The organism is Pontivivens nitratireducens (assembly GCF_011290545.1).
Classification (GTDB): domain Bacteria; phylum Pseudomonadota; class Alphaproteobacteria; order Rhodobacterales; family Rhodobacteraceae; genus Pontivivens; species Pontivivens nitratireducens.
Genome location: NZ_CP049811.1, coordinates 2,686,469 through 2,699,189, shown reverse-complemented (window position 1 = coordinate 2,699,189; position 12,721 = coordinate 2,686,469). Strand labels below are relative to the sequence as shown.

At 63.2% G+C, this 12,721-nt stretch carries 12 protein-coding genes; 8 read left to right on the top strand and 4 right to left on the bottom strand.

The window, feature by feature from the left end; all coding sequences use genetic code 11:
* Positions 1-3: 3 nt before the first annotated feature.
* From G8E03_RS13220 to G8E03_RS13210, 3 genes are read left to right on the top strand one after another with little or no spacing between them, the layout of a single operon-like run.
* Positions 4-888 carry a dihydrodipicolinate synthase family protein gene (locus tag G8E03_RS13220; RefSeq protein ID WP_166192774.1) on the top strand — a complete coding sequence of 295 codons (885 nt, stop codon included), beginning with the start codon at positions 4-6 and terminating at the stop codon, positions 886-888.
* A 24-nt stretch (positions 889-912) separates the two neighbouring features.
* A complete protein-coding gene (locus tag G8E03_RS13215; protein ID WP_240910363.1) occupies positions 913-2,376 on the top strand; it encodes an aldehyde dehydrogenase family protein in 1,464 nt (487 codons plus the stop codon).
* A 2-nt stretch (positions 2,377-2,378) separates the two neighbouring features.
* On the top strand, positions 2,379-2,834 hold the full coding sequence (locus G8E03_RS13210; RefSeq protein WP_166192771.1) for a deoxycytidylate deaminase: 456 nt from the start codon (positions 2,379-2,381) through the stop codon (positions 2,832-2,834).
* 42 nt (positions 2,835-2,876) lie between these two features.
* Here the strand turns inward: G8E03_RS13210 and G8E03_RS13205 are convergent, their stop codons facing one another.
* The 3 genes from G8E03_RS13205 to G8E03_RS13195 are packed head-to-tail and all read right to left on the bottom strand — an operon-like array spanning position 2,877 to position 5,940.
* On the bottom strand, positions 2,877-3,926 hold the full coding sequence (locus tag G8E03_RS13205; protein WP_240910362.1) for an ABC transporter substrate-binding protein: 1,050 nt from the start codon (positions 3,924-3,926) through the stop codon (positions 2,877-2,879).
* Positions 3,896-5,278, bottom strand: coding sequence for a sensor histidine kinase (locus G8E03_RS13200; RefSeq protein WP_240910361.1), 1,383 nt, complete (start codon positions 5,276-5,278; stop codon positions 3,896-3,898). Before G8E03_RS13200 ends, G8E03_RS13205 begins: the two co-directional genes overlap by 31 nt.
* Positions 5,275-5,940 (bottom strand): response regulator transcription factor, encoded by a 666-nt coding sequence (locus G8E03_RS13195; RefSeq protein WP_166192768.1) that lies wholly within the window; start codon positions 5,938-5,940, stop codon positions 5,275-5,277. The genes G8E03_RS13200 and G8E03_RS13195 overlap by 4 nt, the downstream gene beginning before the upstream one ends.
* 98 nt (positions 5,941-6,038) lie before the next feature.
* Here G8E03_RS13195 and G8E03_RS13190 point away from each other — a divergent pair, with 98 nt between their 5' ends.
* Genes G8E03_RS13190 through G8E03_RS13170 form a run of 5 tightly spaced genes read left to right on the top strand, consistent with a single transcriptional unit; the run spans position 6,039 to position 10,593 of the window.
* On the top strand, positions 6,039-7,007 hold the full coding sequence (locus G8E03_RS13190) for a Bug family tripartite tricarboxylate transporter substrate binding protein (RefSeq protein ID WP_166192765.1): 969 nt from the start codon (positions 6,039-6,041) through the stop codon (positions 7,005-7,007).
* On the top strand, positions 7,007-7,444 hold the full coding sequence (locus G8E03_RS13185; protein WP_166192763.1) for a tripartite tricarboxylate transporter TctB family protein: 438 nt from the start codon (positions 7,007-7,009) through the stop codon (positions 7,442-7,444). Before G8E03_RS13190 ends, G8E03_RS13185 begins: the two co-directional genes overlap by 1 nt.
* A 1-nt stretch (position 7,445) precedes the next feature.
* Positions 7,446-8,951, top strand: coding sequence for a tripartite tricarboxylate transporter permease (locus tag G8E03_RS13180; protein WP_166192760.1), 1,506 nt, complete (start codon positions 7,446-7,448; stop codon positions 8,949-8,951).
* Positions 8,951-10,297, top strand: coding sequence for an acyclic terpene utilization AtuA family protein (locus tag G8E03_RS13175; protein WP_240910360.1), 1,347 nt, complete (start codon positions 8,951-8,953; stop codon positions 10,295-10,297). The genes G8E03_RS13180 and G8E03_RS13175 overlap by 1 nt, the downstream gene beginning before the upstream one ends.
* Positions 10,294-10,593 (top strand): DUF4387 family protein, encoded by a 300-nt coding sequence (locus G8E03_RS13170; protein WP_166192757.1) that lies wholly within the window; start codon positions 10,294-10,296, stop codon positions 10,591-10,593. The genes G8E03_RS13175 and G8E03_RS13170 overlap by 4 nt, the downstream gene beginning before the upstream one ends.
* 50 nt (positions 10,594-10,643) lie before the next feature.
* On the opposite strand, the gene G8E03_RS13165 is transcribed toward G8E03_RS13170, so the two are convergent.
* Positions 10,644-12,596, bottom strand: a complete 1,953-nt coding sequence (locus G8E03_RS13165) for a DEAD/DEAH box helicase (protein WP_166194248.1) — start codon at positions 12,594-12,596, stop codon at positions 10,644-10,646.
* Between the last annotated feature and the right edge of the window lie 125 nt (positions 12,597-12,721).

Here is a 12,721-nt window from a genome sequence, read left to right as displayed (position 1 = left end):
TCAATGCAAGGTATCATCGCCGCCGTGCCGACGCCTGTGGATGCACAAGGCGTGCCGCAAAAGGCACCATTTCTTGACCATTGCCGCTGGGCGCTTGAGCACGGCTGCGACGCGCTCAACGTGCTGGGCTCCACCGGGGAAGCAAACTCATTTGACGCGGCCACCCGCAGGGAAATCATGACCTGGGCGGCAGAGGCCTTCGACACCGCCCGTCTCATGGTTGGCACCGGCACCCCCGCTCTGGCGGAAACCTTTGCGCTGACAGCGCATGCGGATGCGGCAGGTTACGGCGTGGCACTGGTCTTGCCGCCCTATTACTACAAGCCCGCCGACGAAGACGGGCTGTTTCGCTGGTACGAAACGCTGCACCACGACCTAGGGCCGCGCCGGATCGAAATCTATTTCTACAACTTTCCGCAGATGACCGGGATCACCCTGTCGCCGCGCCTCATTGAACGGCTGCACCGCGCCTATCCGGAGCGTTTTACAGGCATCAAGGACAGTTCCGGGGATATGGCCTATTGCCGGACCCTGAAAACAATGATGCCGGATTTCGCGGTCTTTCCCAGTTCTGAAACTTCGCTGGCCGAAGCCGCGGCATCGGGATTTGCGGGATGTATCTCGGCCAGCGTCAATCAGACCGCGCCTCTTTGCGCTCAGGTTTGGCAGGCGTGCGCGGCACCGGACGCGGAGATGCTGACGCGGATCGGCGCAATCCGGGCTGCAATTGCCAGCGAACCGCTGATTCCGGCGGTGAAATACCTTGTGGCCCGGCGAACGGGAGCGGCCCTTTGGTCGGAAACGCTCCCGCCTTTTACCAGCCTAACTGATGCGCAGATGGCCCGATTGGACCAGATCGACCTTACGGCGCCAGCCCTGACCAATTGACACAGCAGACAGAAAGCAAAGCATATGACCAAACATGAAAACCTGTCCCACCTGGGCAAGCACGACAACCTCATTAACGGCACTTGGGTTAGCTTTGACAACTACAAGGACAACGTGAACCCCTCTGACACCAACGACGTTATCGGTAGCTACTCTTATGGCGACGCTGGTTCCGTTGAACAGGCGGTAGAGGCTGCCAGGGCTGCCCAAAGCGCTTGGGCCGACAGTACCCCGCAAGCACGCTACGATCTGTTGGACGCTGTCGGCAATGCGCTGGCCGCCCGCAAAGAAGAGTTCGGCCGCCTGCTTGCCCGCGAGGAGGGCAAGACCCTCGCCGAAGGCATTGGCGAGACCATGCGCGCCAGCCAGGTGTTCAAGTTTTTTGCCGGAGAAGCGCTGCGCCAGGTCGGCGATCTGCAAGCCTCGGTCCGGCCGGCGGTCGATGTGGAAGTGACCCGCGAACCGGTGGGCATCGTTGGGCTGATTACGCCGTGGAACTTCCCCATTGCCATCCCGGCATGGAAGATCGCCCCGGCGCTGGCCTACGGCAATTGCGTTATCCTTAAACCCGCTGATCTGACCCCCGGCTGCTCTCATGCCATTGCCGAACTGCTGCAGGAAAACGGTTGCCCTCCCGGTGTCTTTAACCTGGTTATGGGCCGCGGCTCGACCGTAGGGGAGGCCATGGTTACCCATCCCGATATCACTGCCATCTCCTTCACCGGCTCTGTCGGGACCGGCAATCACATTGCCGAGGTCTGCGGCAAGATGAAGAAGAAAGTGCAGCTCGAAATGGGCGGCAAGAACCCGATGGTTGTGCTGAACGACGCGGACCTTTCCGTGGCGGTTCCGGCCTGTCTGAACGGCACTTTCTTTTCCACCGGCCAGCGCTGCACCGCCTCTTCGCGTCTGATCGTCGAAGCAGGTATTCACGATGAGTTCGTGGCCGAGATGACCAGGCAGATGCAGGCGCTCAAGGTCGGAGACGCGCTTGATCCCGAGACGCAGATCGGCCCGGTGGTTGACGAAAAGCAATTGAAATCGAACCTGGACTATATCGCGTTGGCCAAATCCGAGGCGGATGAGGTGATCGGCGGTGAGCGCTTGGATCTCGACAAGCCCGGCTTCTATCAAGCACCGGCCCTGTTTGTCGGCACCGACAATTCCATGCGCATCAACCGGGAGGAAATCTTTGGCCCCTGCGCTTCGGTCATCAAAGTGGCCGATTTCGACGAGGCACTGGCGGTGGCCAATGACACCGAATTTGGCCTCTCTGCCGGGATCTGTACCAGCAGCCTGAAATCGGCGCGCGAGTTCAAACGCCGTATCGAGGCCGGCATGGTGATGGTCAATCTGCCAACCGCCGGGGTGGATTATCACGTGCCCTTTGGCGGTCGCAAAGGCTCTTCTTTTGGAGCGCGCGAGCAGGGGCGCTATGCGGTGGAGTTCTATACCACTGTGAAAACCTCCTATGTCTTTGCGGGCTGAACATGGCAGATCAATCCACATGGGATGCGCGCTTTCTGCAACTGGCCGAGACAATTTCCCGCTGGTCGGAAGACCGCGATTTCCATGTGGGCGCGGTCATTGTCGGGGCTGACCATGAAATCCGCGCGACGGGCTATAACGGCCTGCCGCGCGGCGTCGCTTCGGATGAGCCTGCCCGCTTCGACCGTGTAAGTGGTGAGAAATTCCTCTGGTTCGAACATGCCGAACGCAATGCGATCTATAACGCCGCCCGGATCGGTGTGCCGCTGAGAGGCTGCACGATCTATATAAACCGCTTCCCTTGCGCCGATTGCACGAGGGCCATCATTCAATGCGGTATGGACAAGATTGTCTGCCCAGAAAAACCCAAATATGACGGCGCGCTCGATAACAGCTTTGATGCTTCTGAGATAATGATACACGAAGCGAAAATACTGTTTCGGCCTGACCGAACCTGAGTGCAGCCCTGATCTCGCTTCGATTCTGGCGTCCGGCGCTGTTCAATCTTGCAGCAGGGAATCCTCCCAGTTGCGCAGGAACGCCTCCCGCTTTAGCTGATCGAGAAAGACCAGCAGACCGGGGCCGAAACGGATCGGGCGCAGGGCGGTATTTGTCTGAAAGCTATCCGGCGCGATTGCCGGCAGTTCCGAGAGCGCGACCAGATCGGGGCGCGTGCCCAGCAGGGTCAGGAAATCGACCATGGCCTGCGCGTCGTCAATGTTTTCGGCGGTTTGCGGGATCAGCGCGGTGCGCAGCATGACGTTGACGTAATCGCCAAACTGAACGATCCGAAACCCGTCCGTCGTGGCGAGCCGCGATTGCGCATAGCTGCCCAGAACGTTGTAGGCCAGCGCCAGATGGCCGCTGGCGACATCGCGGATCATCTCACCCGAGCAGCAGTACAATTGCGCGTCCAGCCGTCCCATCACCTCCATCAATCGCCAGTAGGATTCACTGTTTCGACTGTCCTGCGTGGCCATCATATAGCCAAAGCCCGACCGGCGGACATCGTAGGTGCCGATGCGACCGCGAAACCGTTCCGGGCTTTCCCGCAACAACGCGATCAGGGCGTCGCGGCTGTCGGGGGGCTGTTGCCCCTCGAAGAAGGCATCCGAGACGATGACCACGGCGGGTTCCTGTGTGAAGGCGAAAATCTGATCGCGCCAACGTGCCCAATCGGGCAACGCCTCCGTCGCGGGGGAGGTATAGGTCCGCGCGAAGCCGTCATTCGCCAGCTTCGTCTGCAAATCCATTGCAGAGGAGATCGCCAGATCGAAGGATGCGCCTTCCTCATAAAGCGCCTGCATCAGGTCGGCAGTTTCCGTCACGGTATAATCGACGCTGACACCGGGATTGTCCGCCTGGAATGCCGTCAGAATCGGATCGAACACGTCCAGATCAGCGGTGGAGATTACCCGCAGGACGGAGGTTTCGTTCTGCGCGGGATATATCCTGCGCTCCTGTATCTCATAGCTCGCGACCGGCGTCGCCAGCAGTGCGGCGGCGATCAGGCCCGCGATCAGATTCTGGGCAGTATGAGCGAGATACATGCACCGACCCCCGTTTGGTTTGTGACGATCTCTAGCCGCCCCCCATGGGCGCGCGTGACCTCATCCGCGATGGTCAATCCCAGACCGGAACCGACGATGTCCCCGACATTGGTGCCACGGGTGTAACGGGTCTTGAGCCGGGTCAGATCGGCATCGCCGAAGCCGCGCCCCTCGTCCTGAATCGACACTTTCAGATCGAAGCCCTGTTCGACCCGCACGACGATCCGGCTGTCCTCGGGTGAATACTTGATCGCATTGTCGAGCAGGTTTTGCAAAGCCGCCTGCAGCAAGATGCCGTCCCCCCGCGCGGGGATCGGTTCATCCGGCAGATTGCGCACGATCTGGATGTCCTTCAGGTCGGCGGTCGCCCCCAGCCTGTCGCAGACCTCACCTATCAACGCACGCATGTCCAGCGTATCGCCAGCCAGCGTATCGGTGCGAAACTTGACCATCGCGTGATCCAGCATCTGCCCGGCGGAGCGGGCGCTTTCATCGATGGCGCGGATCATTTCCCTCATGGCGCGTCGATGTTCGGGCTTGTTGAGCTTGCGATGCGTGATTTCCGCCTGCGCGCGCACCGTCGCCAGCGGGGTGCGGACCCGGTGAGCTGCCTCGGCGATGAAATCCTCGTTGCGCAACAGCGATGCACGCAGACGCGCCATGAAGGAATTGAGTGCGTTCACCAGAGGCATCAGTTCGGCCGGAGTATCCGCCGTGACCGGCCGCAGGTCATGGGGCCCGCGCCGCGCCACCGCTCCGGTCAGGCGCTCGATCGGGGCCAGTGCGGCGGATGCGGCCCACAGGCTCAACCCCGTGGCCACCAGGAAAAACCCGGCCCCGACACCCATCGCCGTGGTGGTGATCGTGCGTGAGGTCTGCTCCAGCCCCAGCCGGGTTTGTGCGACGGTGACGATGATGTCGCGCGCGGACGTGCCCGTTCCCACGGGGCGCACGACGGACACCGCGCGCACCGGATCGCCGCGATAATCGAACGTGGCGAAGGCCGGCTGCCCCCGGTGCGGCGTGCGGTCCGGCAGTGGCAGATCGTCATAGCCTGTCAGCGTGCCGTCACCGGTAAAGACACGGTAGAATACGCGATCCTCGCTCAACGTGCCCAGCATCGACAGCGCCGAATAGGGCAGGTCGAGCATCACGTTGCTGCCCTCGGAACGAAGCGAATCCGCGATAGCGGTGGCGGAGGCGGACAGGATGTCGTCCTGCGTGCTCTCGGCGGCCTGTTCCGCCACGCTGCGCACGATCACGAAAAAGGCTACCGACAGGATTGCCGCCACCATGGCGAGTTGGAAAAAGAGTCTTTGCCGGATCGAACCGGTGACGGTTGGAGCCCTCACACAGGGACCATCCGGTAGCCAAGGCCGCGAACCGTCTCGATCCGGGTGTCGGAGCCGTCCAGCCGCTTGCGCAGACGCGCGACATAGACCTCGATCGCGTTTTCCGAAGCCTCGTCCGAGAGGGAGAACATCCGGTCGAGCAGGTGAGACTTTGAAAACACATGGCCCGGCGCCTTGAAGAACACTTCGAGCAAGCGCAGCTCGCGGTTGCGCAGGGCGATGGTCTGCCCGTCGAACGACAGTTCGGCGGCGGTGCAGTCCAGGGTCGTGCCGCCAATGCTGATCCGGTTGTCGGTGGCGCGGCCCTGACGGCGCATCACGGCGCGGCACCGGGCCTCCAGTTCGGAAAAATCGAACGGCTTGGTGATGTAATCGTCCGCGCCGAGGTCCAGCAGGCTGACCCGATCCGACACGGCGGAGCGCGCGGTGATGACGATCACAGGGCAGCGGTCGCTGACGTTCTGCTGGCTTTTCAACAAGGCCCGCCCGTCGCCGTCGGGCAGCATGATGTCGAGCAGCATCAGATCGTATTGCGCCACATCCAGACAGGCCTGCGCCGCGTCCAGCGTTCCCGCATGATCCACCGCATGACCGTCGAGGCGCAACCGCTCGACTATGGCGCTGGCCAGCTTTGCATTATCCTCGATCAGCAAGAATCGCATGGTTCACTTTTTGGCCAGCGTGACAGGTTGGTGTCAGGTTGAAGGGGTCTCAGTCCAGCATTGGCATTCTTATAAGCCAAGTCAAATGGGAGGATCACATGACAAACCGTCTGTTCAAGGCGTTCGTTGCGAGTGCCGTTCTGGGATTCGCAGCCCCCGTTGCCGCCACGGCGGCGGAGTGCATTGCACCCGCAAACCCCGGCGGCGGCTGGGATTTCACATGCCGTCAGATCGGCAAGATCATGTTCGATATCGGCGCGGTCGATCAGCCGGTGCAGGTCACCAACATGGCCGGGGCCGGCGGTGGTCTGGCCTATAGCCACGTGGTGAACGAGCGGAACGACGATGCCGATGTCATCATTGCGGCTTCCTCTGCCACCACGACACGTCTGGCGCAAAACGCCTATGCCGGTGCCACGGCCGATCAGGTTCGTTTCGTCGGGGCCATCGGTGCCGATCCGGGTGTGATCGTCGTCGCCGCCGACAGTGAGTATCAGACGCTGGACGATCTGGTTTCCGCAATTCAGGCCGATCCCGGCTCCGTCGCGTTTGCCGGTGGATCCGCCGTCGGTGGCTTCGATCACCTCAAGCCTCTGATGATCCTTCAGCGCGCCGGATTCGATGACATCCGCGCCGTGAAATATATCGGTGTGGACGGTGGCGCGGATGCGATCACCCAGACCGTCGGCGGTTTCACGCAGGCCATGACCGGCGATATGTCCGAAATCGTCGGCTTCCTTCAGGCAGACGAGATCCGCGTGCTGGCCGTCCTGACCGAGGAACGCGTGCCCGGCTTCGAGGATATTCCGACCGCGCGTGAGCAGGGCTATGATGTCGTCGCCGTCAACTGGCGCGGGCTGTACGTGCCGCGCGGTATCTCGGACGAGGAATTCGCAAGCTGGGCCGACAAGCTTCAGCAAGTGGCGGATTCGGATGAGTGGGCCGAGGCGATGGCCGCGAACGGACTGGCGCCGTTCACGATGGTGGGCGATCAGTTCCAGTCCTATGTCGATGGCCTGGTGGTTGAGATCAACACGCTCAGCCGGGAAATCGGAGTGATCCAGTAATGGCCTCAGACCGTATTTTCGGTCTGGTGGCACTCTTCGTGGCGCTCGCTTATATCGCGAGCGCCACACAGATCCAGACCAGTTTCCTAGCAGATCCCGTCGGTCCCAGAGCCTTCCCCATTCTGGTGGGTGCGGTCGCGGCGTTGAGCGCGCTGGCCATGATCGTGCGCCCCGATCCCGATCCGGCATGGCCGACAGGTCGCACATGGATTTCGCTGGTCGTCGCGGTGCTGGTTCTGGTCGGCTATGCCTACACGCTCAAACCTCTCGGCTTCATCGTGCCCACCGCGATCGCGGCTGGCGTGTTGAGCTATCAGCTATCGCCCCGGCCCGTTGCGGCCGCCGTTACCGGTGTCGCCCTGTCGGTCGGGCTGTTCGTTCTGTTTCGCTATGCGCTGGGTCTCGGCCTGATCCCGCTGCCGAAGGGATTGTTCTGACATGGACATTCTTGCCAACCTTGCGCTGGGATTCTCGGTCGCACTGACGCCTTACACGTTGATGCTGGCGGTTATCGGCTGTTTTCTGGGCACGATCATTGGTGCACTGCCGGGGCTGGGCCCGTCGAACGGCGTGGCGATCCTGATTCCAATCACCTTCACGCTGGGCCTGGACGCAACGCAGGCGCTGGTGCTGATGACGGCGGTTTACTACGGCGCGATGTACGGGGGGCGGATCAGCTCGATCCTGCTCAACATTCCGGGCGACGAGCCTGCGCTGATGACCACGCTGGACGGCTATCCCATGGCCAAGGCGGGCAGGGCGGGCGATGCGCTGGTCCTGTCGGGCGTCGCCTCCTTCGTCGGGGCGCTGCTGGCGACCATAGGCCTGATGCTGCTGGCGCCGATGCTGGCCCGCGTGGCCTATCTGTTCGGGCCATCCGAATATTTCGCGCTGTATCTGCTGGCGTTCTGTACGCTGGGGGGCATGGCCTCGAACAATCAGGCCAAGGCCGCGCTGGCCTCCTGCATCGGTCTGGGCATCGCGATGATCGGTGTGGACAACAATTCGGGCCTGCCGCGCCTGACGGGGGGCAATCTGCACCTGATGGACGGGATCGACTTCCTCGTCGCCATCGTGGGTCTGTTTGCAATCGCCGAGGTCTTCTTTTTTATCGAGAGCCACGGCAAGGGGTCGTCCATCGGGGTGAAGCTGGAAAAGGTCCGCATCCCGTGGAAGGACATTCGTGAAACGACGCCGACCATGCTGCGATCCTCGGGTGTGGGCTTCATCGCGGGTATCCTGCCCGGGGCGGGCGCATCGCTGGGATCGTTCCTGACCTACATGGTCGAGAAATCCATCGCCGGACCCAAGGGCGGGTTCGGAACCGGCGTGGCCAAGGGCGTCGCCGCCCCCGAGGCAGGCAACAACGCCGCCGCAGGCGGGGCACTGGTGCCGATGCTGACGCTGGGCGTTCCGGGGTCGGGCACGACTGCGGTGCTTCTGGCGCTGCTGATGACGCTGAACATCACACCCGGCCCGACCCTGTTCACGGACCGGCCGGAGGTCGTCTGGGGCCTCATCGCCTCCTTGCTGATCGCCAACTTCGTGCTGCTGCTGATGAACGTGCCGATGGTGAAGATCTTCGTGAAGATCCTGATGGTCCCGGCCTGGGTGCTGCTGCCGGGGGTAACGATGATCTCCTTCGTCGGGATATACTCGCTGTCCGGCAGCTATTTCGACCTGCTGCTGATGATCGGGTTCGGGGGGCTGGGATATATCCTGCGCAAGCTTGATATCCCGACGGTTCCGGTGATCCTGGGCATCCTGCTGGGCGGAAACATGGAAAATGCGCTGCGCCGGGCGATGGTCCTGTCCGACGGCGACATGACGTATCTGTTCTCCAGCCCGATCTCGATCGGGTTGTGGGTCGCGGCAATCGCCGGGTTCATCGCGCCGATGTTCCTGCGCGGCGTGCTGCGCAAACCGCAGGCGGTGACGGACTGATGGTGCGGGTTCTGATACCATCGGGCGCGCTGGGTCTGGGATATGACCGGGCGGCCCTCGCACGTGGGATCGCGATGCGGCCCGACGTGATCGCGATCGACGGCGGCTCCACTGACAGCGGTCCGCATTATCTGGGCACGGGCACGTCGAAATATTCGCGCAATTCCACAAAGGCGGAGTGGCGCGAATTGATGGCCGCACGTGCCGAGGCCGGGGTGCCGTTGGTGATCGGAACCGCGGGAACCTGCGGCGCGGACAACGCGGTGGACTGGCTGGTCGATATAACGCGGGAGATTGCTGCCGAAACAGACAGCAAGCTGAAGATCGCCGTGCTCAAGAGCGGTCAGGATGTTGAAATGCTAAAATCGGCGCTGAAGGTGGGACGCATCGCGCCCCTGCCGCCTGCTTCCGCTCTCGACCCGGATGTGCTGGATGCCTGCACCAATATCGTCGCACTGGCCGGGGCGGAGCAGATCGCCGCCGCTTTGCAGACCGGCGCGGATATCGTCATCGCGGGGCGCACGACGGACACGGCGATCATCGCGGCATTGCCCTTGCAACGGGGCTGCCATCCCGGTGGGGCGTGGCACGGGGCCAAGATCGGGGAGTGTGGCGCGCTGGCGACCACCCACCCCAATTCCGGGACGATCCTGATAGATTTCGACGAAACCGGCTTTACCATGCAGCCGATGGGCGAGGGGGTGCGAGCCACGCCGCACACCGTGTCCGCCCACATGCTGTATGAAAACAGCGATCCGATCCGACTGTTCGAACCGGGCGGATATCTCGACGTCAGCGATGCCGTCTATACCGCTTGTGACGACCGATCCGTCCGGGTCGAGGGCAGCGCCTGGGTGCCCGGCCCCTATACCGTGAAGCTGGAGGGCGCGTGTCGCAGTGGGTTCCAGACGGTCAGCATCGCGCTGATCCGCGATCCCCGATATGTCGCGAATATCCGCAATTGGTGCGACGACATCGTGGTCAAGTGCACGGCGAAGGCGAAGGCCCGCGTAGAGGGCGATTTCGGGATCGAGCTGCGCGTTATCGGTCTGGATTCCACGCTCGGCCCGCTCGACACTGCGGCAAAATCCGGGACGGAGGTCGGAGTGATGGGCATCGTCACCGCCGGAACCCAGGCATTGTCGATGGAAGTCGCCAAGATGCTGAACCCCTATCTGTTGCACCATCCGCTGAGCGAGGATGAGGAAATGCCGACCTTCGCCTTCCCGTTCTCCCCCCCTGAAATGCCGCGCGGCGCGATACATGAGTTCTGCCTGAACCACGTGCTGTCGCTGGACGATCCGATGGAAGCCTTCCATCTGGACGTGATCGAGGTGGGCGTATGAGCACGGTCGGGGACATAGCCCACAAGGTCCGGTCGAAGAATGCCGGCCCGTTCTGGCTGACCGTGGATGTGTTCTGCGGCACGCCCGATGCCTTTGCCCGGATCAGTCAGGGGTTGGACAGTGCGGATGTGGCGGCGGCCTTGCAGGTCGATCCCGGGGTTCTGAAACGTTTCGATCTGGCAAACCTGAACGTCGTCAAGTTCAGCGCGCCGCGCCCGGCCATTCAGGGCACGCGTGCGGATCGCGACATGCACGGCGCGTCCTTTGCGGTGCTGATCGCGGAATTGCCGCTTTAATAAATCGAGTGTGCCGCCCCCGCACCGAAGTGAGGGGGCGGCGTCACGATTCAGCGCTTGTCGCGCTTCTTGAAGCCGGGACCGCCTGCGCGAAACTTCGCTCCGGGGCGGCCGGGGGGCTTGCCCTCTGCGGCGGCAGCGGCAGCGCGAGCCTTGTTTTTCTTGGAGTTAGGTTTTCCGACCGGGGTGCCGCTCGGCTTTGCGGGTTTGCTGCCGCGCGCGGCCTCGGCCCGGCGGCGTTCCTCGGGCTTCGGCTTGCGCTGGCGCGGCGCGGGGGCGTCGTTCCAGTCGGTCGGCTTGGCATCCACGGCCACCTGCGGTTCCTCGCGGGGGGCACGCTCCGCACGGGGGGCGCTGTCGGTCCGGGGGGCGTCAGGGTCGTATTTGGGGCGTGGAGGACGCGGCGCACGTTGCGGGCGGGCGCCCAGATCCGGTGCGCCGTCCAGTTTCGAGACCTTGGCCCCGCCCTCGACCGTCATGCCGGAACCCAGAGCGTTCATGAATTTCGAAACGCTGGATTGGCGCACCTCGACATAGGACTGGTCCTGCTGGATGCGGATCGCCCCGATATCGTTCTTGGTCAGGTCGCCCGCCTTGCACAGCATCGGCAACAGGCGTCGCGGCTCGGCCCCGGCGGCACGACCGCCCGCAATGGCGAACCAGGTGCTGGGGCCGAAGGCCTCACGCGGTTGACGCGGCGCGTCGATGCCCGCCGCGCTCAGTTCCTCGGGCGCGGACTGCCGTTCGCGGTACAGGCGCAGATAGGCGGCCGCGATCTGATCGGGATCGTAGCTGGAGGTCAGGGTCGCGACCATCTCCGCCTCGTTTTCCTGGATCGGTTCGCGCCATGCGTCGGAGCCCAGCATCCGCTCCTCATCCTTGGCGATCACGGCCTCGGCGGAAGGGGTCTCACCCCACTGGGCGTTCAGGCGGGCGAATTTCAGGATGCGCTCGGCCTTGCGGCGATCCTTGGGGGTGACGATCAAGGCGCTGGTGCCCTTGCGCCCGGCGCGGCCCGTCCGGCCCGAGCGGTGCAGCAACGTCTCATGGTTCGAGGGCAGTTCGGCGTGCACGACCAGTTCCAGATTGGGCAGGTCGATGCCGCGCGCGGCCACGTCCGTCGCCACGCAGACCTTCGCTCGGCCGTCGCGCATCGCCTGCAGGGCATGGCTGCGCTCATTCTGCGACAACTCACCCGACAGCGAGACGACGGAAAAACCGCGATTGGACAGGCGCGTCGTCAGGCGGTTCACCACGACGCGGGTATTGGCAAAGACGATGGCGCTGGGCGCCTCATAATAGCGCAGCACGTTGATGACGGCGTTTTCGGCATCGCGCTGGCCCACGCCCATCGCGTGATAGGTGATGTCGGCGTGCTGCGAGCGTTCGGCCAGCGTGGTGACGCGCACCGCGTCCTTCTGATAGCGCTTGGCCAGCTCACCGATCGCCTTGGGCACGGTGGCGGAGAACATCAGCGTGCGGCGTTCCTCGGGGGCGTGCTCCAGAATGAACTCCAGATCGTCGCGAAAGCCGAGGTCGAGCATCTCGTCCGCCTCATCCATCACCACGGCACGGGCCGCGCTCAGATCAATGGAGCCGCGCTGGATGTGGTCGCGCAGACGCCCCGGCGTGGCGACGACGATATGCGCACCACGGGCGAGGGCGCGACGCTCATCGCGCATGTCCATGCCGCCGACGCAAGACGCCATCACCACATTGGCCTTCTCGTACACCCAGGCCAGCTCACGCTTGACCTGCAAGGCCAGCTCGCGGGTCGGGGCGATGATCAGGGCCAGCGGGGCCTGCGCCTGATCGAAGGTTTCAGCCTCACCCAGCAGGGTCGGAGCAAGGGCGAGCGCGAAGCCCACCGTCTTTCCCGATCCGGTCTGGGCGGAGACGAGTAGATCCGCGCCCTCCAGCTCGGGTTTGGTCACGGCCTCCTGAACGGGGGTCAAATCTGTATAGCCGCGCTGTTCCAGCGCATCGGCAAGAGCTTGTTTCACGAGCATTCTCTCAATTCTATCGACGCAGAGGTCGGGATGAAGGCGGGGCGTCAGCCCCTCACGCTTTCACCCGGACGCCGCACCCCAGAGAGCAGCTTGGACAGGCAAAACGATACCAAAGCAGG

Excerpts from the sequence above, each read along its gene's own strand:
- G8E03_RS13220 (WP_166192774.1), top strand. The coding sequence starts at position 4 with ATGCAAGGTATCATCGCCGCCGTGCCGACGCCTGTGGATGCACAAGGC.
- G8E03_RS13215 (WP_240910363.1), top strand. The coding sequence starts at position 913 with ATGACCAAACATGAAAACCTGTCCCACCTGGGCAAGCACGACAACCTC.
- G8E03_RS13210 (WP_166192771.1), top strand. The coding sequence starts at position 2,379 with ATGGCAGATCAATCCACATGGGATGCGCGCTTTCTGCAACTGGCCGAG.
- G8E03_RS13205 (WP_240910362.1), bottom strand. The coding sequence starts at position 3,926 with ATGTATCTCGCTCATACTGCCCAGAATCTGATCGCGGGCCTGATCGCC.
- G8E03_RS13195 (WP_166192768.1), bottom strand. The coding sequence starts at position 5,940 with ATGCGATTCTTGCTGATCGAGGATAATGCAAAGCTGGCCAGCGCCATA.
- G8E03_RS13190 (WP_166192765.1), top strand. The coding sequence starts at position 6,039 with ATGACAAACCGTCTGTTCAAGGCGTTCGTTGCGAGTGCCGTTCTGGGA.
- G8E03_RS13185 (WP_166192763.1), top strand. The coding sequence starts at position 7,007 with ATGGCCTCAGACCGTATTTTCGGTCTGGTGGCACTCTTCGTGGCGCTC.
- G8E03_RS13180 (WP_166192760.1), top strand. The coding sequence starts at position 7,446 with ATGGACATTCTTGCCAACCTTGCGCTGGGATTCTCGGTCGCACTGACG.
- G8E03_RS13175 (WP_240910360.1), top strand. The coding sequence starts at position 8,951 with ATGGTGCGGGTTCTGATACCATCGGGCGCGCTGGGTCTGGGATATGAC.
- G8E03_RS13170 (WP_166192757.1), top strand. The coding sequence starts at position 10,294 with ATGAGCACGGTCGGGGACATAGCCCACAAGGTCCGGTCGAAGAATGCC.